General features: G+C 70.5%; 21 protein-coding genes. 4 read left to right on the forward strand and 17 right to left on the reverse strand.

Features of this window, described 5'->3' with window-relative positions:
• Positions 1-3: 3 nt before the first annotated feature.
• On the reverse strand, positions 4-1,410 hold the full coding sequence (gene pdxR / locus G412_RS0111700; protein ID WP_028812265.1) for a MocR-like pyridoxine biosynthesis transcription factor PdxR: 1,407 nt from the start codon (positions 1,408-1,410) through the stop codon (positions 4-6).
• A 47-nt stretch (positions 1,411-1,457) separates the two neighbouring features.
• On the opposite strand from pdxR, the gene G412_RS0111705 reads away from it, so the two are divergent.
• Entirely contained in the window at positions 1,458-1,967 is a 510-nt protein-coding gene (locus G412_RS0111705) for a carboxymuconolactone decarboxylase family protein (RefSeq protein WP_028812266.1), read from the forward strand.
• A gap of 68 nt (positions 1,968-2,035) precedes the next feature.
• Here the strand turns inward: G412_RS0111705 and G412_RS0111710 are convergent, their stop codons facing one another.
• From G412_RS0111710 to G412_RS0111755, 10 genes are all read right to left on the reverse strand, one after another.
• A complete protein-coding gene (locus G412_RS0111710) occupies positions 2,036-3,013 on the reverse strand; it encodes an ABC transporter substrate-binding protein (RefSeq protein WP_106964081.1) in 978 nt (325 codons plus the stop codon).
• Between the two features lie 57 nt (positions 3,014-3,070).
• Complete coding sequence (locus tag G412_RS34095) at positions 3,071-5,077, reverse strand: ABC transporter permease (protein WP_037648537.1); 2,007 nt, start codon at positions 5,075-5,077, stop codon at positions 3,071-3,073.
• Entirely contained in the window at positions 5,074-6,171 is a 1,098-nt protein-coding gene (locus G412_RS34100; protein ID WP_051338295.1) for a quaternary amine ABC transporter ATP-binding protein, read from the reverse strand. Before G412_RS34100 ends, G412_RS34095 begins: the two co-directional genes overlap by 4 nt.
• Entirely contained in the window at positions 6,171-7,703 is a 1,533-nt protein-coding gene (locus G412_RS0111725; RefSeq protein WP_028812268.1) for a GMC family oxidoreductase, read from the reverse strand. Before G412_RS0111725 ends, G412_RS34100 begins: the two co-directional genes overlap by 1 nt.
• Positions 7,704-7,838: 135 nt before the next feature.
• The gene (locus tag G412_RS0111730) at positions 7,839-9,341 is read right to left on the reverse strand and encodes an aldehyde dehydrogenase family protein (protein ID WP_028812269.1); all 1,503 of its coding nucleotides are present in this window, start codon (positions 9,339-9,341) and stop codon (positions 7,839-7,841) included.
• 140 nt (positions 9,342-9,481) lie between these two features.
• Positions 9,482-10,420: a hypothetical protein gene (locus G412_RS34105; RefSeq protein WP_037648539.1), complete on the reverse strand. Its 939-nt coding sequence runs from the start codon at positions 10,418-10,420 to the stop codon at positions 9,482-9,484.
• Between the two features lie 4 nt (positions 10,421-10,424).
• Entirely contained in the window at positions 10,425-10,811 is a 387-nt protein-coding gene (locus tag G412_RS0111740) for a hypothetical protein (protein WP_244282914.1), read from the reverse strand.
• Positions 10,798-12,639, reverse strand: a complete 1,842-nt coding sequence (locus G412_RS0111745) for a hypothetical protein (protein ID WP_028812271.1) — start codon at positions 12,637-12,639, stop codon at positions 10,798-10,800. The genes G412_RS0111740 and G412_RS0111745 overlap by 14 nt, the downstream gene beginning before the upstream one ends.
• Before the next feature lie 122 nt (positions 12,640-12,761).
• Complete coding sequence (locus tag G412_RS0111750; protein WP_028812272.1) at positions 12,762-13,310, reverse strand: hypothetical protein; 549 nt, start codon at positions 13,308-13,310, stop codon at positions 12,762-12,764.
• Positions 13,310-13,555 carry a helix-turn-helix transcriptional regulator gene (locus tag G412_RS0111755; RefSeq protein WP_028812273.1) on the reverse strand — a complete coding sequence of 82 codons (246 nt, stop codon included), beginning with the start codon at positions 13,553-13,555 and terminating at the stop codon, positions 13,310-13,312. The genes G412_RS0111750 and G412_RS0111755 overlap by 1 nt, the downstream gene beginning before the upstream one ends.
• A 113-nt stretch (positions 13,556-13,668) precedes the next feature.
• Here G412_RS0111755 and G412_RS0111760 point away from each other — a divergent pair, with 113 nt between their 5' ends.
• Positions 13,669-13,860 (forward strand): hypothetical protein, encoded by a 192-nt coding sequence (locus G412_RS0111760; RefSeq protein WP_028812274.1) that lies wholly within the window; start codon positions 13,669-13,671, stop codon positions 13,858-13,860.
• Positions 13,861-13,966: 106 nt separating this feature from the next.
• Here G412_RS0111760 and G412_RS0111765 read toward each other — a convergent pair whose 3' ends face one another.
• The 4 genes from G412_RS0111765 to G412_RS0111780 form a co-directional block, all read right to left on the reverse strand.
• Complete coding sequence (locus G412_RS0111765) at positions 13,967-14,956, reverse strand: malate dehydrogenase (RefSeq protein ID WP_028812275.1); 990 nt, start codon at positions 14,954-14,956, stop codon at positions 13,967-13,969.
• 339 nt (positions 14,957-15,295) lie between these two features.
• Positions 15,296-16,414, reverse strand: coding sequence for a helix-turn-helix domain-containing protein (locus G412_RS0111770; protein ID WP_028812276.1), 1,119 nt, complete (start codon positions 16,412-16,414; stop codon positions 15,296-15,298).
• Between the two features lie 420 nt (positions 16,415-16,834).
• Positions 16,835-17,440: a DUF3017 domain-containing protein gene (locus G412_RS0111775; RefSeq protein ID WP_028812277.1), complete on the reverse strand. Its 606-nt coding sequence runs from the start codon at positions 17,438-17,440 to the stop codon at positions 16,835-16,837.
• Positions 17,441-17,460: 20 nt separating this feature from the next.
• Entirely contained in the window at positions 17,461-18,339 is an 879-nt protein-coding gene (locus G412_RS0111780) for a bifunctional methylenetetrahydrofolate dehydrogenase/methenyltetrahydrofolate cyclohydrolase (protein ID WP_028812278.1), read from the reverse strand.
• A 225-nt stretch (positions 18,340-18,564) separates the two neighbouring features.
• Here G412_RS0111780 and G412_RS0111785 point away from each other — a divergent pair, with 225 nt between their 5' ends.
• A complete protein-coding gene (locus tag G412_RS0111785; protein ID WP_028812279.1) occupies positions 18,565-19,212 on the forward strand; it encodes an RDD family protein in 648 nt (215 codons plus the stop codon).
• A 105-nt stretch (positions 19,213-19,317) separates the two neighbouring features.
• Here the strand turns inward: G412_RS0111785 and purH are convergent, their stop codons facing one another.
• Positions 19,318-20,880: a bifunctional phosphoribosylaminoimidazolecarboxamide formyltransferase/IMP cyclohydrolase gene (gene purH, locus G412_RS0111790; protein WP_028812280.1), complete on the reverse strand. Its 1,563-nt coding sequence runs from the start codon at positions 20,878-20,880 to the stop codon at positions 19,318-19,320.
• A complete protein-coding gene (gene purN / locus G412_RS0111795; protein WP_028812281.1) occupies positions 20,877-21,524 on the reverse strand; it encodes a phosphoribosylglycinamide formyltransferase in 648 nt (215 codons plus the stop codon). The genes purH and purN overlap by 4 nt, the downstream gene beginning before the upstream one ends.
• A gap of 259 nt (positions 21,525-21,783) precedes the next feature.
• On the opposite strand from purN, the gene G412_RS0111800 reads away from it, so the two are divergent.
• Positions 21,784-22,575, forward strand: coding sequence for a hypothetical protein (locus G412_RS0111800; protein WP_028812282.1), 792 nt, complete (start codon positions 21,784-21,786; stop codon positions 22,573-22,575).
• Positions 22,576-22,594: the final 19 nt, after the last annotated feature.

The following is a 22,594-nucleotide window of genomic DNA, read 5'->3' on the forward strand; positions in this document are numbered from 1 at the left end:
CCGTCACGGCAGCGCCCGGCACAGCGCGTCCAGCGCCCCCGCCCACGCACTGTCCGGCGGCGTCGCGTACCCGACGACCAGCGCGTCCCGGTCCCGCTCCGCCGACGGGTGGCGGAAGCCGCCCACCCCGGCCAGCGCGAGCCCGTGCCAGGCCGCCGCCTGCACCACGGACCGTTCCGTGCCCGCCGGCAGTTCGAGCACCGCGTGCAGCCCCGCGGCGATTCCCGTCACCCGTACGTCCGGCGCCCGCTCCGCCAGCGCGGCCACGAGCTGGTCGCGCCGCCGCCGGTAGCGCAGCCGCATGGAACGCACATGACGGTCGTACGCCCCCGCGGTGATGAACTCCGCGAGCGTGAGCTGGTCCACCGCGCCCGACGCCCAGTCGACCATCCCCTTGGCCGCCGCCACCTCCTCCACCAGCGTCTCCGGCAGCACCATCCAGGCCAGCCGCAGCCCCGGCGCCAGCGACTTGCTCGCCGTCCCCAGGTAGACGACCCGCTCCGGATCGAGCCCCTGAAGGGCGCCGACGGGCTGCCGGTCGTAGCGGAACTCCCCGTCGTAGTCGTCCTCCAGGATCAGTCCGCCCGTACCGCGCGCCCAGTCCACGGCGGCCGCGCGCCGGTCCGGACGCAGTGCGACCCCGATCGGGAACTGGTGGGCCGGCGTCAGCAGCACCGCCCCCGCGCCCCGCAGCTCGCCCAGCTCCCCGGTGCGCGAGCCGAGCCCGTCCAAACCCAGCGCCGGAGTGCGCAGCCCGGCCTCCGTGAGCAGGTCCCGGTGGATGTGGAGACCGTACGACTCGACCGCCACCTCCCGTACGCGCCGCTGCCTCAGCACCTTCGCCACGAGCATCAGCCCGTGCACGAAGCCGGAGCAGATGACGACCCGCTCCGGCGTGGCGCGCACGCCGCGCGCCCGCGCCAGGTACTCGGCGACGGCGGTACGCAGCTCCACGCGCCCGCGCGGATCGCCGTACCCGAACGCCTCGTGCGGCGCGGCGGTCAGCGCCCGCCTGGCCGCCTTCAGCCACTCGGCACGCGGAAACGACGCGAGGTCCGGAGAGCCCGGCATGAGGCTGTACGCCGGTTCGCGGCGCGCACTGTGCCGCGCCACGGCGGCGGGCGCGGCCCTGCGCGGCGCGGCCACGGCCCGCCGCGCCACCCGCGTGCCCGAGCCCTGGCGGGCGGTGAGCCAGCCCTCGGCGACCAGTTCGGCGTACGCGTCGGCGACGGTGTTACGGGCGACCCCCAGGTCGACGGCGAGCGACCGGGAGGACGGCAGCCGCGAACCGGCGGGCAGCCTGCCCGTACGAACGGCTTCGCGCAGGGCGTTGATCAGGCCCGCGCGCAGCCCCGGACCGCGCAGCTCGACATGCAGATCGACCCCGTAGGTGGCCCATGAATCTGTCACGGAAGTGGACCATACCGCTGGGCTGCTCGCCCCCTACCGTCGTACCCATGACGATGAACCAGACCACTGCGAACACCGAGTACGCCCCCGAGCACACCCCCCGCCTCAACATGGCGAAACTGGCCCCCGAGGTCTACAAGGCCATGACCGCGCTGTCCGCCGCGGCGAAGAAGGGCCTCGACCCGGTCCTCGTCGAGCTGGTCATGATCCGCGCCTCACAGATCAACCACTGCGCCTTCTGCCTCGACATGCACACCAAGGAGGCGCTCGCCGCCGGCGAGACGATCGAGCGGATCATCCAGCTCGCCGCGTGGGAGGAGTCCCGGCACTTCTACACGGAACGGGAGGCCGCGGCGCTCGAACTCACGGAGGCCGTGACCGTCCTGACCGAGGGGTTCGTCCCCGACGAGGTGTGGGAGAAGGCCGCCAAGTACTTCGACGAAGCCCAACTGGCCCAGCTCACCGCCGTGATCACGGTCATCAACTCCTGGAACCGTTTCGCCGTGACGACCCGCATGGTCCCCGGCCACTACACGCCGGGCGCCTTCAAGCGCTGAGACCGGATCGAAGCGAACGGGCCGGCCGTGCCCGCCGGGTATGGCGGGCACAGCGGGCACGGCAAGGCCTACTTCTTCGGCATCCAGGCCTTCCACGTCGACTCGTTCGCCTTGACCCACTTCTCGGCCGCGGCCTCGGGCGACAGCTTCTCGTCAGCGATCATCAGGGCGACCTCGTTCTGCTGCTCGGTCGTCCACTTGAAGTTCTTCAGGAACTGGGCCGCCTTGCCGCCGTTCTTCGCGAAGTCCGCGTTGAAGAACTTCTGGAGCGGCGTCTTCGGGTACGCGCAGGCGACCTTCTTCGGGTCGGCGTCGCAGCCTTCCTTGTACTCCGGCAGCTTGACCTCGACCATGTCGATCTCGGCGTTCAGCCATTGCGGCGTCCACCAGTACGTCAGGAACGGCTTCTTGGCCTTGGCGTACTTCTTCATGGCCGTGATCTGGCTGGCCTCGGAACCCGAGTAGTTCGTCTTGAGGTTCAGCTTCAGGTTCTTGATGATCGCGTCGTCGTTGGTGACGTAGTCGGGCGACCCTTCGAGGATCTCGCCCTTGTCACCGCTCTCCGCGGTCTTGAACTCGTCGGCGTACTTGTTGAGGTTCTTCCAGTCCGTGACGTCCGGGTGCTTGTCCGCGAAGTACTTCGGCACGAACCAGCCGATGTGCCCGGTGACACCGAGGTCGCCGCCCCTGACGACGGTCTTCTTGGTGTCGACGTAACTCTTCTCCTCCTTGGGGTGGCCCCAGTCCTCCAGGATCCCGTCGATGTCGCCCTTCGACAGCGCGTCCCAAGCGAGGACCTCGCCCATCTGCTGGGTCTTGACGGTGTAGCCGAGCTCCTTCTCCAGGAGGTACGCCGCGACAGCGGTGTTGGCCTGCGCGCCGACCCACGACGGGACGGTGAGCTTCACGGTCTTCTTGTCACCGGCCTCCTGGCTCTTGCCGGTCTCGGCGGCGCCGCACCCGCTGAGGGCGAGCAGGCCGAGGGCGGCGGCGGCCGCGGTGGCCGTGCGGAGTACTCGGGTATTTCGCGTATTTCCCGTATTCATGCGCATGGTGGGGGTGACTCTCTTCTCTGGCAGGAATGAGGCAAAAGGGAGGGGGCGTCAGCCGTCGTTACGGCCGCGGGAGCGGCCCGCGCCGGGCTGGGTGAGGCGGTCCAGTACGAGCCCGAGGCAGACGATCGCGGCGCCGGCCGTCATGCCGACCCCCATCTCGCCGCGCGAAAGGCCCTTGACCACGTCGTAACCGAGCGCGCCACCGCCGACGAGACCGCCGACGACGACCACGGCGAGCACCAGCACGACACCCTGGTTGACAGCGAGCTGCAGCGCCGGGCGGGCCAGCGGAAGCTGCACCTGGAAGAGTTGCTGCCGGGAGCCGGCGCCCAGGGAGCGCGAGGCCTCCAGGGCGGACGGATCGACCTCCCTGATGCCCTGGGTGGTGATGCGGACGACGGCCGGCAGGGCGTACACGACGGCCGCGATGATCGCGGACGCGCGCGTGACACCGAACAGCGCGACCACCGGGATCAGGTACACGAACTGCGGCATCGTCTGCATCGCGTCCAGCACCGGCCGCATCCACCGCTCGAAGCGCCCCGCCCGCGCCGCCGCGATGCCGAGCGCGAAGCCCAGCAGCAGCGTCACGAAGAGCGCCGCGATCACCTGGGAGAGCGTGTCGAGGGACTTCGTCCATACGCCGAGTACGCCGATGGCACCCATCGCGAGCGTCGAGGTGAGCGCGGTCGCCCACGACCCCACCAGCCACGCCAGCGCCGCCACGGTCAGCAGCAGGGCCCACCAGGGCAGCCACACCAGGCCGTCACGCAGCGGGTTGAGCACCCACAGGGTGAAGTTCTCCGACCACACCTCCGTGCCGCCGAGGACCGGAATGCCCGAGGCGAGGTGCTCGGTGACCCAGTCCTGCGCCTTGTTGACGGGCGTGGAGATGTCGTACGTCCAGCCTTCCGGCCAGGTCAGCGGCGCCAGCGCACGGTTGGCGGCGGCAACGGCAGCGGTCACCGCGGCGACCAGCGCCCACGCCCGCCACCCGTGCAGCAGCCGCGAGCCACCCGGCACGGACGTGCCGATACGCTCGCCCGCCGCCGCGGTCGTACGGTCGAGCCAGACCGCGATCAGCACGATCGGGATGCCGGCCGCGAGGGCCTTGCCGACGTCGACCGTGGACAGCGCCGAGTAGACCTCTTCGCCGAGGCCGCCGGCACCGACGAGCGCCGCGATGACGACCATCGAAAGCGCCATCATGATCGTCTGGTTGAGGCCGAGCAGCATTTCCTTGCGGGCGAGCGGCAGCCGCGCCGTCCACAGCCGCTGCCAGCCGCCGGCGCCGAGGGAGGCCGACGCTTCCAGGACCCCGGCGTCGGCGCCGCGCAGCCCGAGGGCCGTGAGGCGGGCCATCGGCGGGGCGGCGTAGATGACCGTACAGAAGAGGGCGGCGGGCGTACCGGTGCCGAAGACGAGCACGAACGGCAGCAGGTACGCGAAGGCCGGCATGACCTGCATGGTGTCGAGCACCGGCCGCAGCATCCGGTGGAAGCGGTCGGACAGTCCGGCCGCGAGCCCGAGCAGGATGCCGAGCACGGAGGCGACCGTGACGGCCACGACCATCAGCGCGATGGTGAGCAGCGTGGCGTCCCACATGCCGAGCAGCCCGCACACGGCGAAGACGACGGCCGCGATGCCCGCCGTCTTCGCGCCGCGCCGGCCGAGTCCGGCGGCGCGCCACGCGAAGAGGACACCCATGGCGGCGAACCCGGCCCAGCCGAGCGAGTCCAGGCCGTTGTAGACGGCGTCGACCGCGTCGGTGGCGGTGTTGGACAGATGCAGCAGGAAGTACAGGAAGAGGGGGTGGGACTCGCGGTTGTCGATGACCCATGCGTTGGCGTCGTCGAGCGGACCCGACACGTCGACGGTCAGGCCGGCCGGCCAACTGCCGCCGCCCCACAGCGCGGCGCCGAGCGGTACGAGCACGAACGCGGCGACGGCGAGCGCCAGCAGCTTGCGGCCGGCGCGGTGACGTACCACCGCGGCGAACCGCCCGGCAGTGACCGCCGGCCTGTCCTTCGGCGGCGCGGTGACGGCCGCCGTCATGCGGCGACCGCCTTCTGGTCCGAGGGCCCGAGACCCGCGACAACGGCGAGCAGCCCCTGGTGGTCGACGATGCCGATGCAGCGTCCGTTCTCCATGACGCGGGCGGGCTCGCCGGTGCGGGCGACGGCCTCGATGGCGGCCGAGACGGTGGCGTCGGGAGAGACGGAGGCACCGGTCTCGGTCTCGCGCGCGTCGTCGGCGGGGCGCATGGCCGTGCGTACGGTCATGACCTGCTCGCGCGCCACGTCGCGGACGAAGTCGCGTACGTAGTCGTCGGCGGGCGAGCCGACGATCTCCTCGGGGGTGCCGAGCTGCACGATCCGGCCGTCGCGCATCAGCGCGATCCGGTCACCGAGCCGCAGCGCCTCGCTGAGGTCGTGGGTGATGAAGACCATGGTGCGGCCCTCTTCGCGGTGCAGGCGGATGACTTCTTCCTGCATGTCGCGGCGGATCAGCGGGTCGAGCGCGCTGAACGGCTCGTCGAAGAGGAGGACTTCGGGGTCGACGGCGAGGGCGCGGGCGAGGCCCACGCGCTGCTGCTGCCCGCCGGAGAGCTGGCCGGGACGGCGCTCTTCCATCCCGGCGAGGCCGACCTTCTCGACGACCTCGGCGGCCTTGGCGCGGCGCTCGGCCCGCCCCACGCCCTGGATCTCCAGGCCATAGGCGACGTTGTCGAGGACCGAGCGGTGCGGCAGCAGGCCGAAGTGCTGGAAGACCATGGAGGCGCGGTGCCGGCGCAGTTCGCGCAGCCGCGACTTGTCCATGGACAGGACGTCCTCGCCGTCGATGGCGATGGCGCCGGAGGTCGGCTCGATGAGGCGGGTCAGGCAGCGTACGAGGGTGGACTTGCCGGAGCCCGAAAGCCCCATGACGACGAAGACCTCACCCTTGTGTACGTCGAAGGAGACGTCGCGCACGGCGGCGGTGCAGCCGGTGCGGGCCCGCAGCTCCTCGGCGGACAGTTCGGCGCACTCCGGGTTCGCCGGTATTCGGTCGGCCTTGGGCCCGAAGACCTTCCACAGATTCCGTACGGAGAAGACCGGTTCGGCGGCGTTCGTGTCTGTCGTGGGTTTCGTATGTTCAGCAGCGGTCATCACGCATCACCTCCCGGTGTTGTCGTTGCGGCAAGCAGTTCGGCGCACTTCTCCCCGACCATCAGGACCCCGATCATCGGGTTCACGGCGGGCATCGTCGGGAAGACGGATGCGTCGGCGATACGGATGCCTTCGAGGCCACGGATTTTCAAGTCCGGTGACACTACGGCAAGTTCATCAGCGGAATCTCCCATTCGGCAGGTACCCGCCGGGTGGTACACGGTGTGCGCGACCTTGCGGGCGTACTCGCTGATGTCTTCGTCGGAGGTGACCTCAGGGCCGGGGCAGACCTCACGCTTGAGCCACTTCGCGAGCGGCTCGCTCTTCGCGATCTCGCGGGCGATGCGGATGCCGTCGACGAGCGTCTGGGCGTCGTAGTCGTCCTCGTCCGTGAAGTAACGGAAGTCCAGCGAGGGCTTCACGGCCGGATCGGCGCTGGTCAGGAAGAGCCGGCCGCGGCTGTGCGGCTTGGGGATGTTCGGGGTCATCGACACGCCGTGCTCGGGCCGCTCGTAGCCGAGCCGCTCCGGGTTGTCGGTGAACGGGATCTGGTAGAAGTGGAACATCAGGTCCGGTCCGCGGCTCGCCGGGTCCCGCCGTACGAACAGACCCGCGTCGGAGTCCATCGCCGAGTTCTCGGGTATCGGCCCGTCCGTCTCCCAGACGATGACCGACTCGGGGTGGTCGAGCAGGTTCTCACCGACGCCGGGCAGGTCGAGCACGACGGGAATCCCGAGCGCTTCCAGGTCCTTCTTGGGCCCGATGCCGGAGTGCAGCAGCAGCCGCGGGGTGTCCACCGCGCCCGCGCACACGAGGACCTCACGGCTCGCCTCCACGAGAACTTCCTCGCCGTCCTTCGTCCGGACCCGCACACCGGTGGCGCGCGTTCCGTCGAGCTCCAGCTTGTACGCCCAGGTCTCCAGCATGAGGTGGAGGTTCGGCCGGTCGAGGAACGGGTGCAGGTACGCGACCGAGGCGGAGGAGCGCTTGTTGTCCTCGGGGTGGTACGCGAGGTCGAAGAAGCCGACGCCCTCGTGGAAGGGCTTCTTGTTGAACCCTTCGACGCGCGGTACGCCGATCGCGTCCTGCGCCGCGTCGACGAAGTCGCGGGCGATGGCGTTCCGGTCCTTCTCGTCGACCGGCACGATGTTGTTGCGCAGCTTGTGGAAGTACGGCGCCATGGAAGCGGCGCCCCAGCCCTTGGCGCCCGCGGTCTCCCACTCGTCCCAGTCGGAGGGCAGGGGCTGGAAGGCTATGAGGGTGTTGTGCGAGGAGCAGCCGCCCAGGACGCGGGCCCGGCTGTGCCGGATGTGGGAATTGCCGCGTGGCTGCTCGGTGGTGGGGTAGTCGTAGTCGAGCTCACCGCCGAGCAGGCCCATCCAGCGGCGCAGGGTCAGGACGTCGGGCCGGTCGACGTCGGTCGGCCCGCCCTCGATGACGGCGACGCTGACCGACGGGTCCTCGGTCAGCCGGGACGCGATCACCGAACCTGCGGTGCCGCCCCCGACGACGACGTAGTCGTATACGGGCATGGGTTGCTGCTCCTCTTTCGTGCGGTCCCGGTCATCGGTCGCCGAACGCGCTGACACTTTCAGCGCGCCGGGTTCGAGGACCGGGGTCCGGGGCGGCGCCCCGGTGTGGGATGGGGCGGGCAGGGGAGAAGCCCCTCAGCCCGCGAACCAGCGCACCGGGCGGGGCTCCAGGTTCTGGTAGATGTGCTTCGCCTCGCGGTACTCGGCAAGGCCCGAAGGACCGAGCTCGCGCCCGATACCGGACTTGCCGAACCCACCCCACTCCGCCTGCGGCAGGTAGGGATGGAAGTCGTTGATCCACACCGTGCCGTGCCGCAGCCGCCCCGCGACGCGCCGCGCACGCCCCGCGTCGGCCGTCCACACCCCGCCGGCCAGCCCGTACTCGGTGTCATTGGCCAGCGCGACGGCCTCGTCCTCGCTGCGGAAGGTCTCCACCGTCAGGACGGGCCCGAAGACCTCTTCCCGTACGACGCGCATCTCGGGGTGGCACTGGTCGAGGACGGTCGGCGCGTAGAAGTACCCGTCGGCCGGCCGTACGTCGGACGGCTCGGGCCGGGCGCCGCCGCAGCGCAGGACCGCGCCCTCTTCCAGCGCGGAAGCGACGTACATCTGCGTCTTCGCCAACTGCTGCGCGGAGACGAGCGGTCCGCACTCCACGCCGTCGGCCGTTCCCCGTCCGAGGCGGATCTTTGCGGCCCGGCGGGCGAGTTCGGCGACGAAGCGCTCGCGCACCGATTCCTCGATGATGAGCCGGGAGCCGGCCGAGCAGACCTGGCCGCTGTGGATGAACGCGGCGTTCAGCGCCTGGTCGACGGCGGTGTCGAAGCCTTCCTCGGTGGCGCAGGCGTCGGCGAAGACGACGTTGGGGTTCTTGCCGCCGAGCTCCAGCGCCACCTTCTTCACGCTCACAGCCGCGGCCTGCATGACCTTCGTACCGCTGGCGAGGCCGCCCGTGAAAGACACGAGGTCGACATCCGGGTGCTCGGACATCCGCGCGCCGACGGGGTCGCCCGCGCCGGTCACGAGGTTGGCGACACCGGCCGGAAGGCCGGCCTCCACCAGCAGCTCGATCAGCGCGACGGTCGTCAGCGGGGTGATCTCGCTCGGCTTGATCACAAAAGTGTTGCCCGCGGCCAGGGCCGGGGCGATCTTCCAGCTTGCCTGGAGCAGCGGATAGTTCCACGGCGCGATGAGCGCGCAGACGCCGACCGGCTCGTGCACGACGACGCTGTGGATCTCGGGCGAACCGGCGTCGACGACCCGGCCGCCGCTCTCGTTCACGACGAGATCGGCGAAGTACCGGAAGGCGTCGGTCACGCAGTCTACGTCGACCCGACCCTCTTCCAGCGTCTTGCCCGCGTCGCGGCTTTCGAGGAGCGCGATCTCCTCGCGGTCCCGCTGGAGCAGCTCACCGACGCGCCGCAGCAGCGCGGCCCGCTCGGCCACCGGGGTACGGGGCCACTCGCCCGTGTCGAATGCCGTACGGGCCGCCGCCACCGCGGCATCGACGTCGGCGGCACCGCCCTCGGCGACGACGGCGAAGGGCTTGGCGTCCGCGGGGTCGATGATCTCGCGCGTGGCGCCGGAAGCGGCTGCCCGCCACTTCCCGTCCACATGAATGGTCTGTTGTGCCGACACGTCGCGTTTCGCCTTCCGTTCCCGATATGTTCCGCCAGTAAAGAGACGGGCATCCGGGAGCCCTCCCCCAGGGACCGTGAACCATGCGCAATAGGTGGCCGAAAGTGCCCTGTATCACGACTGAAGTGAATCAAAACCGGTCAGAACGTGTCATTTAGCTGGAAGTGTTCGATCGCCGTGTCCAGCACCTTCTGCTGCCGCGGCCACTCCCCGGCGGGCGCCGCCACCAGTACGGCCCACAGCTCACCGCTGGAGACCCGGAAGACGCGCTCGACGCCGCGCCTGCGCCCGCCGCTCTCCTCGCTGTCGTACTCGTAGACCAGCTCGGCCGACTGTCCCTCGTTCACGGCGCCGTCCACCGGGCCGACGCGGATCTCGTCGTAGCCTTCGGTGCCGTCGCGCAGCCCCTGGGAGGCGAGGCGCACCGCCTTGCCGGGGGTCATGCCCGCCTCGGTGACCTGGAAGACCTGCACCAGGGAGGCCCGGTCGGCCGTCCGGTAGAAGACGCGGTCGTTCTCCAGGCTGCGTTCCCAGCCCTCGGGGACGGCGATGGTGAAGCCCCCGGTGTCCACCACCAGCCGGTAACCCGCGGGCACCTGCGGGGTGGCCGTCGCGTCCGGGCCCGTCGCATCCGCCGTGACCGACTGCTCCGCGGTGGTCTCGCCCGCCGCGGTCCCACCGGGGAGAACCTCCTGCGCGGACGAGGTGCTCTCGGCCGACTGGACGGCCTGCGGCCCTTCCGCCCCCGTACGTGCCTGGTCGCCGCCACTTCTGCCCACGGTGAACCACACCGTCACCGTGCCCAGCGCCAGTGCGACGACGGCGACCCCGGCGGCGAACGGCGAAATCCAGCCCCGTAAGGAACGCGCGGCGGAGGTGGGGGCGAGGGGCCGGCCGGGGCCGGCGCCGGGGCCGCCGTCGTACGACGGCGGCCCGTAGGAAGGGGCGAGCGGATCCGTCGGCGGCGGCGGTACGGACGGCAGGGGCGGCAGCGGCGGAGGTGGGACATGGGGCGCGGGCGTCCCCTCGTCACCGCTCTCCCAGCGCTGCGCCTCCGCGTTCCAGTACGGCCCGGCCATCGGTTCAGCCTCCCAGCAGAGTGCCGACCGCGGCCACGGCGGCGGCCCCGGAGGCCAGGACCTCGACGCTCGGGCCGGCTGCCGTGAGCGCGTCACGGAGCCGGGCGAGGCGCCCGGGGGTGACCTGGCCCGCCTCCTCGATCTCTTCCTCCGCGGAGACGAGTTCGGCGTCGAGGACGGTGGTGGTCTCGGTGGCGACGAGCCGGTCCAGGTCCGCCCGGAGCTGCCGTACGGCGAGCAGCAGCTCCTCGTGGGCCGGGTCGCGGGGTGGGACGGCGCTGTTGTGGGCAGTGGTGTTGGTGTTGGTCACGGTGTTGCCGTTGCCGATACCGATGGCGCTGCAGTTCACGGTCCCGACGTGGACCGACGGCTGCTCGTCAGGCTTTCCCACTGCGCGCTCCCCCATTTTTGCCTGCACTGTTGCTGCTGCTGTTGCTGCTGCCACTGCCACCGCTGCTGTTGTTGTTGGTGGTGACAGTGTTCTTGTCGCCGATTCCAATGGCGCTTCCGTGCGCGGACTCGATGAAGACTCCGCCGGACCCCACGTTCACGATCTTCTGCTCGAACTCGTCGGTCTGCCAGCCCGCTTCGTGCAGCGCCAGCCGCACCCCCGCGGCCACCCGGTCCTGCACGCTCTTCAGGTAGCGGTTGATGTCCATGTCCTGGAAGAGCGAAGCGTCCCAGTCGGAGCCGAGCTCGCGCACCGACCAGGCGGGCCCGTCCGGCAGCGCGCCGCCACTTCCGCCGGTGAGCATCTTCCACCCGCTGAGGGCGCCACGCCCGAGGGACTCCAGCGCCCGCCCGAGCGAGCGGGGGGTGTGGGTGAGTGCCCAGACAGCCTTGCCGAACCAGTTGTTGTTGCGGTGCCGGTGGGCGATCCGGTCGGCGTCCTGGAACAACTGCCGTACGGGGAGCAGTACATGGGGCGCCACTTCCAGCATCAGCATTCCGCCCTGGGTGTGGACCCGTACGAAGACCGTGACCACGACCTCCTCGCTCCAGCCGCCCACCCGGATCCGCAGGAAGTGCCGACGGCTCTCGCCACCCTCCTCCACGGCCCCGCTCCGGTGGGCCTCGAACCCCACGGGGTCGTACGGCGCCTGGTCGCGCCGGGTCAGCCCGGTGACCGGCAGGAAGACGCATTCGTCCGTCCGCAGCTCACGCAACCGGTCGCGCACGGCGGCCGCGAGCTGCGGCGATCCGTGCGGCGAGGGGATGCGCAGCGCCTCGACCAGCGGCACGATGCGGTGGATGATCTTCGCGTTGTCGATCGCTTCCGGGGTGCTGTCCTTGCGCGGACGGAGCTCCACGGAGAGATTCCACGGCTGGTACGGAACCCCGGCGCCGCAGAAGGGCTGCGAGGCGTTGTACATGACCAGCGGAGCGTGCTGCTCGACGCGGATGTACCGCACGAGCCGGCCGAAGCGCGACCCCTGGCCGCGCTCGGCGGGGTCGGCCGCGTGGTTGGGGAACTGCTGAGGGGAGAGCTCGCTGGTCAGTATCCGCGCGAACTGTCCGCGCCGCAGCGCCACGACGGCGGTCAGGACGGCGAACAGCGCGAGGATGCCCCATGCGGTGCCGGAACCGCCCAGGGAGGACCCGGTAGCAGGTGCCAAAAGGTCGTTCGCACCGAAGGAGTCCGTGTCCCCGAACGGACCGGAGTCCCCGTAGCCGTCGCCGTACCCGTCACCGCCGCTGTACCGGTAACCGCCGGAGTCCCCGGAGCTCTCGGAGCCGTCGAAGCCGAAGGCGGTGAGGACCAGACCCGCGAGGATGACGGCCAGCAGGATGCGCCCGTACCAGCGCAGCAGGAACGCCGGGACCCGGCGATACAGCGGCGGCTGCCGGCTGCTTCCCCTGAGCCATCCGGCGAGGCTGAGCATGAGGCATGGACCGACGAGCACGACGAAGACGCCGCCGGTCAGCAGGACGGCGAAGACCCACAGCGCCACCACCCCGGCTGCCCAGGCGAGTTCGGTACGCCGGGCGCGCAGCGCGTGCGCGAGGACGCGGGCGGCGTCGAAGCCGTACGACGGGGCGGCGATGCGCTCCTCGTGGACGTACAGCTCGTCGATGACCGCGTCCCGGTAACCGTCGTCGAGGTAGACCCCCGCGCACAGCAGCCGGGTTGCCTCACTGGCAGCGGGGGCCACGGGATCCCTCCCGCGCAGATCGTCCTGGCCGCCGGGCTGAGTGGGTAAGGCGGTTTGAGGCACCATGCCCCTTTCGCTGTACGAGGCGCACTGCGCGAACCACCGTTCGAGCGGGGCGAGTTCAGATGGAAAGGGGTGACATTGTAAGCCCACCGGGACGCATGCGGCGACCCTGAATCATGCGATGATCACGCGTTCGCGAACTGGCCGCCGGGGTCGTCGGCCGGCTCGTCCCGCACCATCAGACCCGCCACCCACAGCGGCATCAGCCAGTGCACGGCCAGGACGGCGACCAGTACGGGAGCGATCAGCCCTTCGACTTGTACGTCACCGAGCCAGCCGGCCGCACCGACCCCGAGGGCGGCGGCAAGCAGCAGTCCGGAGGTGAGCCGGTGCGCACGGGCGCGGGCCCGGTCGCGCTCGGCGAGCTGCCGCTCGTCGAGTACGCGGCCACGCAGTTCGAGCAGGCCACGGGTGGCGCTGTTGATGACGCCGGTCACGAAGCACCAGGGCAGGAGCAGGGCCAGCGTGGCGACGAGCGCCCACACTTGCCGCTCGCCGAAGACCACGACGTTCCAGCACACCACCCAGGGGACCGTCATGAGGATGTGCGCGCCGACGAAGAACCGCCGGCGCGCGGCGGTGGCGTAGAGGGCGGCGCCTTCCTCGCGGTTCATCAGCGCGAACATGCGCCGGTCGTGCCCGGTGACTTTGACTGCCTGCTGCCCTGCGGTCATTACCGCTTCCTCCCGTAGACCTCGTCGGTGAGCGGCCGGAACGGCCGGAGGGAGAACAGTGCCTCCACCGGCAACTCGAAGAACTCGGCGATTTTCAGGGCCAGATCGAGACTCGGGTTGTACTGCCCCCGTTCGATGTACCCGACGGTCTGGTAGTGCGCACCGACGGCCTCGGCCAACGCCTGCCGCGACACCCCACGCTCAGCCCGAACCATCGCCAGCCTGTTGTGTACCTGCTCGCTCATGTATAAGAAGTACTACATGCGGATGCAGAACTGCAAGACCGGACGCACAAGTCCGTTGCTGGTGTGGGTGGGGGGGGACTGAGTGGTGAGGCAAGCTCAACGCGCCGGCTCGCGTGGCCAACTACAACCAGTGGCGCTCGCAGGCGGACCTGGCCGCCGCGGGCGAAGACGCGGACGTGCGGGCGTGCATGGAGGAAGTACTGAAAATCGCGACACTCGACCTCGTACCGTACGAGGTGGTGTCCGTGCACCGGCGACAGTGCGGTGACCGGGATGGTTCACCGGTCGTCATGCCGCTTCGGTGACGGGGGCGCCAGGACCGAGCCCGGCCGCTCTGCCGTCACACCTGGCGGCGGCGCGCCCGGATGTCCGCAGACAACCGGGCGCGCCGCACGCCGGGAGGCGGAGACGCTAGATCAGGCCGAGCTCGCGCACCGCGTCGCGCTCTTCCTTGAGCTCCTGGACCGACGCGTCGATGCGCGTGCGGGAGAACTCGTTGATGTCCAGGCCCTGGACGATCTCGTACTTGCCGTCCTTGCAGGTGACCGGGAAGGAGGAAATGAGGCCCTCCGGCACACCGTACGAACCGTCCGACGGGATGCCCATCGACGTCCAGTCGCCGGCCGCCGTGCCGTTGACCCACGTGTGCACGTGGTCGATGGCCGCGTTGGCGGCCGAGGCGGCCGAGGACGCGCCGCGCGCCTCGATGATCGCCGCACCGCGCTTGGCGACGGTCGGGATGAAGGTGTCGGCGAGCCACTGCTCGTCGTTGACGACCTCGGCGGCGTTCTTGCCGGCGATCTCCGCGTGGAAGATGTCCGGGTACTGCGTCGCCGAGTGGTTGCCCCAAATCGTGAGGCGCTTGATGTCGGAGACCGAGGAGCCGGTCTTCTTCGCGAGCTGCGACAGCGCGCGGTTGTGGTCCAGGCGCGTCATCGCGGTGAAGCGCTCGGCCGGTACGTCCGGGGCCGCCGCCTGGGCGATGAGCGCGTTGGTGTTGGCCGGGTTGCCGACGACGAGGACCTTGATGTCGTCCGCGGCGTTGTCGTTGATGGCCTTGCCCTGCGGCTTGAAGATGCCGCCGTTGGCCGACAGCAGGTCGCCGCGCTCCATGCCCTTGGTACGGGGGCGGGCGCCGACGAGGAGGGCTACGTTCGCGCCGTCGAAGCCGACGTTCGGGTCGTCGGTGATCTCGATGCCCTGAAGCAGCGGGAAGGCGCAGTCGTCGAGCTCCATGGCGGTGCCCTCGGCGGCCTTCAGGCCCTGCGGGATTTCCAGGAGACGCAGCTTGACCGGCACATCCGCGCCGAGCAGGTGGCCGGAGGCGATGCGGAAGAGCAGCGCGTAACCGATCTGGCCGGCCGCGCCGGTGACGGTGACATTCACGGGAGTGCGGGTCATGGCGATCTCCGTAAGACAGCTGGCGGTGGGGGCCCTTGCCCCTCGTTGCTGATATCCCGGCACGCCCAGGCGTCTGTTCGGGCGTCTGAATCTTGACGTGAAGAGATATCCAGCGGTCAGGCTATCCGACCTCGGGAGCCCCGGTCTCCCGACCCCGTGTGGTCCGGCGCACATACCCCCGAACGCCGGGCGGCCGCCCGCGCCGGGGGGGTGCGCGGGCGGCCATCCGACCGGGGTGCTGGACACCCGTGGGGGGATACCGTCCGCCTTCCCCGTTCGGGCTCGGGCATTCCCCACTCTTCAATCCCTCTTCGCTCCCTCTTCGAGCCGCCTTCACCGCTATTGCTGAGTGGTGCAGCCCTTCACGCCCGACATGAGCGTCGCGCACGCCTTCGCGTCAGCGGCCTTCGTGACGGCGACCATTGGGGTGTACGCGTCCCTGTCCGCGTCGACCAGGCCGTTCTGGGCCTTCGGCTTCCCGCCCTCGCTCTCGCCCGCACCGGCCGCGGCTTCCGAGGCGATCTGCACCTGGTCACCCTCCGCCGCCTGCGTGATACGGGCCCACGCCGCCCCGCATGTCTTGCTGTACCGGACCTCGACGAAGGCGGTACCCACCGTCGCGCTGGCCGTCGTCCTGGCGAACTCGCCGCCGCAGCCCATGGTCTCGGGGTCCTCGCCCGTACAGTCGTCGCCGCCGCACTTGACGCCGGCGGGCAGCTCGGGGGCCGAAGTGGTCGGTACGGCCGTCGGCTTGCTCTTCGCCACGGGGTCCTTGTCCTTGCCGCCGAGGTCGGTCAGCAGCACGGCGGCGGCTATCACCAGCAGCGCGCCCACGACGCCCGCGAGGAACATCGTGATCTTCCTGCCCCTGCGACCGCCGTCCGGCGAACCCGAACCCGGACCCGGACCCGGACCCGGACGCGAGCCCGGACCCGGCCCTGATCCCGCCCCCGCTCCCCCGCCGGGCTGCTGCGGCGATATGACGAAGCCCTGCGGCGCGCCCACCGGCGTACGCCCGCCCGCCCCGTTGGCCACCGCACCCGAGCCCGGACCGATGGAGTCAGCACCGGGACCCATCCCCGTCGGCCGGCCGCCCTTGGCGGGCGCCGGAGTCTGGTCGAGCTCGCCCAGCGCGGCCCGCGCCTGTGAGATCCGGATCGCTTCCATGGTCATGTCGTGACGCATCTCGGAACGACTCCAGGCGCGCTCCGCGAGCTCCCACATGGTGGTCAGGTGGATCGTGTTCGTACCGGTCACGTCGGCCAGTGCGACGACCGCCCCCTTGGGCGCGAGCAGCCGGCCGTTCAGATAGCGCTCCCAGGACGTCTTGCTGTACCCGGTCCGGTCCGCGACCGCCGCGATGCTGAGCCCGCTGCGGTCGACGAGCCGGCGCAGTTGGCTCGCGAACTCCTTGACCTGCGGATCGAGCTCCTCCGGTAGAGCTTTCCAACGAGGCATTGCTTCCCCCTAGTCCCCCCGTACGTGCCTGATGTGCCCCTTGCTCTCGTGTCCCCCCTGCCACGCCACCCTTCGCGGCCCGGGTCGCGGGCCACCAAGAGGGATGCGCGGAGCCAGGATGTCAGTTCCCTGAGTAGGAGCGCACGGGAGCATCCGGGAGTCCAACGCGCCCCTTGCGCGCCCCCTCCCGATTCCCCGGAACAGTGTCCCATCGAGGCGGCCCGCCGCGATCCGTAACCCCTTCTGTCGCCCAGTGATCACCCGGTGGCGGAATGGTCACCTCCGTGCCACAGGGACCCGGCACCCCTTGATCGGATTTGACGCTTCCGTGACGCTGAAAACCGTGACGGCGCCCGTCCTCCCTCGGGGGAGAGGACGGGCGCCGTCGTGATTCGGGCGCGCCCGGCGACCGCGCTCGCCCTAGCGCACCGTGAAGCGGACCGCCGACTCCAGGAGCGGGATCTCGAGCCACGGACCGGGCTGCGCCATCAGCGCGAGCAGCACGATGACGAAGCCGAGCAGGCCGTACGTCGCCATGTCGGTGAAGCGCGAGCGCACGGCCAGCATGCCGACCGACGGGATGAACCGGCGCAGCACGGCGCCGGAGATCAGGGCCAGGCCGATCAGCAGCGTGCCGAGCCGGAAGCCGATGCCGAACGCGTCGACCGCGACGAGCAGCAGCCCGAGCGCGGTGGTGCCGAGGACGACCAGGAACGGCCACTGCCTGACGGGAGCGGCGGCGTCTCCGGGGGCGGCGCGGCCACCACCCTCGGGCCGCGCGGTGTCCCGCGTGAACATCGGAAAGCGCCGCGTGGTGCGGACGGGGCCCTCCGGCCCCGGAGCGCTGACGACACCCTTGGCGGCGGGCTCGGGCTCGCCGGGCTCGCCGGACTCACCGGTCCCGGCCGTCTCACCTGTCCGGTCCGTGGCCTGTGCGTCTTCGGCGACTTGCGCGTCCTGCGTGGTCGCGTCCACGGTGACGTCCCCGGTGGTGGCCGGTTCGTCCGGAGTCGTAGCAGCACCCATCGGTGGCGCTTCCTTCCCGCTCAGCCCGTGGCCGCGTCAGCGGCGCCGGCCGCTGCGCGCTCCGCCGCCTCGACGACGTTGACCAGTAGCTGGGCGCGGGTCATCGGGCCGACGCCGCCCGGATTGGGGGCGACCCAGCCGGCCACCTCCGCGACGCCCGGATGGACGTCGCCGACGATCTTGCCGTCCTCGTCCCGGCTGACGCCGACGTCGAGCACGGCCGCGCCCGGCTTGACGTCCTCGGGCTTGATGAGATGCGGCACACCGGCCGCAGCGATGATGATGTCCGCCTGCCTCAGGTGCGCGGACAGGTCACGCGTACCGGTGTGGCACTGCGTCACCGTCGCGTTCTCGGACTTGCGGGTCAGGACCAGCGGCATCGGACGGCCGATGGTGATGCCGCGGCCGACGACCACGACGTTCGCTCCCTTGATCTCCACGTCGTGGTGGCGCAGGAGCTGGACGATGCCGTACGGCGTGCACGGCAGCGGACCGGTCTCACCGATCACGAGCTTGCCGAGGCTCATCGGGTGCAGGCCGTCGGCGTCCTTGTCCGGGTCCATCATGGCCAGGACGCGGTTGGTGTCGATGCCCTTGGGAAGCGGGAGTTGGACGATGTACCCCGTGCACTCCGGGTTCTCGTTGAGCTCGCGCACCACTGCCTCGATCTCCTCCTGGGAGGCGGTCGCGGGCAGTTCGCGCTGGATCGAAGCGATGCCGACCTGCGCGCAGTCGCGGTGCTTGCCCGCGACGTACCACTTGCTGCCCGGGTCGTCACCGACCAGCAGGGTGCCGAGCCCGGGGACGATGCCCTTGGACTTCAGCGCCGCCACGCGGGCGGTCAGGTCGGACTTGATCGCGGCTGCGGTGGCCTTGCCATCGAGAATCTGGGCAGTCATGCCCCCATCCTCGCGGATGAACCCGCCCTGGTTCCAATCAGGCCGCCTGGCGAGGTTGCACTTGCACAACACATAGGGACGCCGACTGGACAAAGAGACGAATGAAATACAACGATGATCGGCGCAGTGCCGCGGACAGCGGCGGGGGGCACCGCTCGTTCTTCTTGTGACGTTCCTCCGCTCGGGCCGCGACGTCCCCAGCACTTCCAACGGAGGAACACCGCCATGAGTTTCGGCGACCCGAACAACCCCTACGGCCAGCAGCCGCAGCAGCCCCCGCAGGGCCAGCCCGGCTACGGCTACCCGCAGCAGGCCCCGCAGGGCGTGCCGCCGCAGCAGGGTTACGGCTATCCCCAGCAGGGTGCCCAGCAGTCGGGCCAGCCCTACGGGGCGTACCCGCAGCAGCCGGGACAGCCCTACGGCGCGTACCCGCAGCAGCCCGGCCAGCCCTACGGCGGCACCCCGCCGTTCGCCCACTGGGGCCTGCGGTTCCTCGGCTACCTGCTCGACATGGTCATCATCCTCGGCCCGATGTACGCCCTGATCGGCATCGGCGCGGCTATGGGTGCCGAATCGGCCGGGGCTTCGATCCTCTCGATCATCGGGTTCCTGTACTTCATCGGCATGCTCATCTTCCAGCTCTACAAGGAAGGCACCACCGGTCAGTCGATCGGCAAGCGCGCCATGGGCATCAGCCTGCTGCGCGAGGCCGACGGCCGTCCGCTCGGGTTCGGCATGGCCTTCGTCCGCAAGCTGGCCCACTTCCTGGACAGTCTCGCCTGCTACATCGGCTGGCTGTGGCCGCTGTGGGACGAGAAGAAGCAGACGTTCGCGGACAAGGTGTGCTCCTCGGTGGTCGTCAAAATCAAGTGACGACCAGCCAAGTAACCACCTGACGTCGGTCGGGTCCCCGCGAAGGCCGCGCCCCTGGAAGAGGGGCGCGGCCTTCGCGTTGGTGCGGCCTTCGTGCGTACCGCGTCAGTGGAAGAAGTGGCGCGTGCCCGTGAAGTACATCGTCGCGCCGGCCTTCTTCGCGGCCTCGACGACCTGCTCGTCGCGGACCGAACCGCCGGGCTGGACCACGGCCTTGACGCCCGCGTTCAGAAGGATCTCCAGACCGTCCGGGAACGGGAAGAACGCGTCGGAGGCGGCGTACGCGCCCTGCGCCCGCTCCTCGCCCGCGCGCTCCACCGCGAGCTTCGCGGAGTCGACGCGGTTGACCTGTCCCATGCCGACGCCGACCGACGCGCCGCCCTTGGCGAGCAGGATCGCGTTGGACTTCACGGCGCGGCAGGCGCGCCAGGCGAAGGCCAGCTCGGCCAGTTCACTCCCCGAGAGCGCCTCACCACTCGCGAGCGTCCACGTCGACGGGTCGTCGCCCTCGGCCTGGAGCCGGTCGGTGACCTGAAGCAGCGCGCCGCCGTCGATCGCCTTGACCTCCACCACATCCGACGGGGCGTCGGGGCAGACCAGCACGCGGATGTTCTTCTTACGGGCCAGCACCTCGACGGCGCCGTCCTCGTAGCCCGGAGCGACGATGACCTCGGTGAAGATCTCGGCGACCTGCTCGGCCATCTCCACGGACACCGGCCGATTGACGGCGATCACACCACCGAACGCGGACAGCGGGTCACACGCATGAGCCTTGCGGTGCGCCTCCGCGACGTCCGTGCCGACGGCGATGCCGCACGGGTTGGCGTGTTTGATGATCGCGACACACGGCTCGGTCTGGTCGTACGCGGCGCGCCGCGCGGCCTCCGTGTCCGTGAAGTTGTTGTACGACATCTCCTTGCCGTGCAGCTGCTGCGCCTCGGCGAGGCCGCCCGTACCGGAGGTGTAAAGAGCGGCCGGCTGGTGCGGGTTCTCGCCGTACCGCAGCACGTTCTTGCGCGCGTACGTCGAGCCGAGGAAGTCCGGGAAGCCGCTGTCGTCGGCCGCGGCGTAATCATCAGCGAACCAGGACGCCACAGCGACGTCGTACGCCGCCGTGTGCTGGAACGCCTCGGCCGCGAGCCGCTTGCGGGTCGTCAGGTCGAAACCGCCGCCCTTGACCGCGTCGAGGACATCGGCGTACCGCTCGGGGCTGGTGACAACCGCCACAGAGGGGTGGTTCTTGGCGGCGGCGCGGACCATCGAGGGGCCGCCGATGTCGATCTGCTCGACGCACTCGTCCGCAGTCGCGCCCGAGGCGACGGTCTCCTTGAACGGGTACAGATTGACGACCACGAGGTCGAAGGGCTCGACGCCCAGCTCCTCCAGCTGCGCGCGGTGCGCGTCGAGCCGCAGGTCGGCGAGGATGCCGGCGTGTACGCGCGGGTGCAGCGTCTTGACCCGGCCGTCGAGGCACTCGGGGAAGCCGGTGAGCTCCTCGACCTTGGTGACCGGGACGCCGGCCGCGGCGATCTTCCCGGCGGTGGAGCCGGTGGAGACCAGGGTGACGCCCGCCTCGTGCAGGCCGCGGGCCAGCTCCTCAAGGCCCGTCTTGTCGTAGACGCTGACCAACGCGCGGCGGATGGGCCGCTTCGTACCTTCGGCGGTCACTGGATAACTACCTTTCGTCCCTCAATGTGAAAGCCGTTACGGGCCAGACGCCCCACGACATCGACGAGCAGCCGTCGCTCGACTTCCTTGATGCGCTCATGAAGAGCGGCTTCGTCGTCCCCGTCCCGGATCTCGACCACGCCCTGCGCGATGATCGGGCCGGTGTCGACACCGTCGTCGACGAAGTGGACCGTGCATCCGGTGACCTTCGCGCCGTACGCGAGTGCGTCGCGTACGCCGTGGGCGCCGGGAAAGCTGGGCAGCAGGGCGGGGTGGGTGTTCACGAACCGGCCGCCGAAGCGCGCGAGGAATTCCTTCCCCACGATCTTCATGAAGCCGGCCGAGACGACCAGATCGGGCTCGTACGCCGCCGTTGCCTCGGCCAGGGCCAGGTCCCATTCCTCGCGCGACGCGTAGTCCTTCACGCGGCGGACGAAGCTCGGCAGCCCGGCGCGCTCGGCACGCTCAAGACCCGCGATCCCGTCCCGGTCCGCGCCGACGGCCACGATCTGCGCGCCGTACGCCGCCGGGTCGTCGCCGATGGCGTCGAGCAGGGCCTGGAGGTTCGTACCGGAACCGGAAACCAGCACGACGAGGCGGGCGGGAGTGCCGGGAGGGCGGGAGGAAGGGGGCGGGGAGGCCACGGCGGGTCTCTTTCTCGCGTGCGGTTTGTGTGGTCGTACGAACGAATCGCGCCCCCTGATACGGGGAACTCTACGAAGAAGCCAACCGTCGGCAACGATACCGGCACACCGAGCGGCCCCCACGGGACGGGTGCGTGGCCGGGAGGTAGCGTCAGGGGACAGGTTCGTTCTGCGAACTGGGACAATCCGTCTCCGGACGGGAACAGATCGACACACAAGACCCTCTGTGCACCGGGTCTGAGGGGAAGACGTTCACCAGATGACGGACCGACGCCGCCGCGCGGCTCTCCGCCTGCCGCTTTCCGCGACGCATGCCGGACAGCGGGGTTCTCAGTTTCTGCTGCGGGAACGCCAGTCCTCGTCGACCCCGCCTCCGTCGCCGCAGGGCGACGACAATCCCTTCGCGCCGCCGCCCGAGGGGCGGCCGGACCAGCCCTGGCAGCCGCGCAAGCCGGCGAACGGGGGCGGCCAGGACGACGGCCAGGACCAGCACGACGATCAGCCGTCCTCTCCGGGAGGGTGGAGCCCCCGCCAGCCGGGCCGCCAGAGCGGCGGATTCGGGAGGCCCGGGCGTCAGGGCGGACCCGAGGGCCAGGGAGGCGGCAGCGGCCCGGCACTGCGCTGGGACCCGACGGACCCGGCGCAGCGGCGGGCGCGTTACGCGCTGCTGTCCGGCATGTGGGCCTTCTTCTTCGCGCTGTTCGACCTCCCCGAGGTGGCGCTGCTGCTGGGTGCACTGGCGCTGTACTGGGGCATCAGCTCACTGCGCGCGAAGCCCCGCCAGGACGCCACAACGGGCACGTCCGCCGCACCGAACACGGGCGCACCCGCGCCGACGGCCGCCAGCACCAGGCCGCAGACGACGGCGGCGGTGAGCGGCCTGGTCACGGCGGCGCTCGCGCTGACGATCGTGGCGACGACGTTCACGGTGCAGCTTGTCTACCGCGACTACTACACGTGCGTGCAGGACTCCCTGACCCAGTCCGCGCAGGTGTCCTGCAACGACCTGCTTCCGAAGCCCCTGCGCCCGGTCTTCGGCGTAAAGGAGTAGCCACCGCCTCGCCGCCCGC

This window comes from Streptomyces flavidovirens DSM 40150 (genome assembly GCF_000429085.1).
Lineage (GTDB): Bacteria > Actinomycetota > Actinomycetes > Streptomycetales > Streptomycetaceae > Streptomyces > Streptomyces flavidovirens.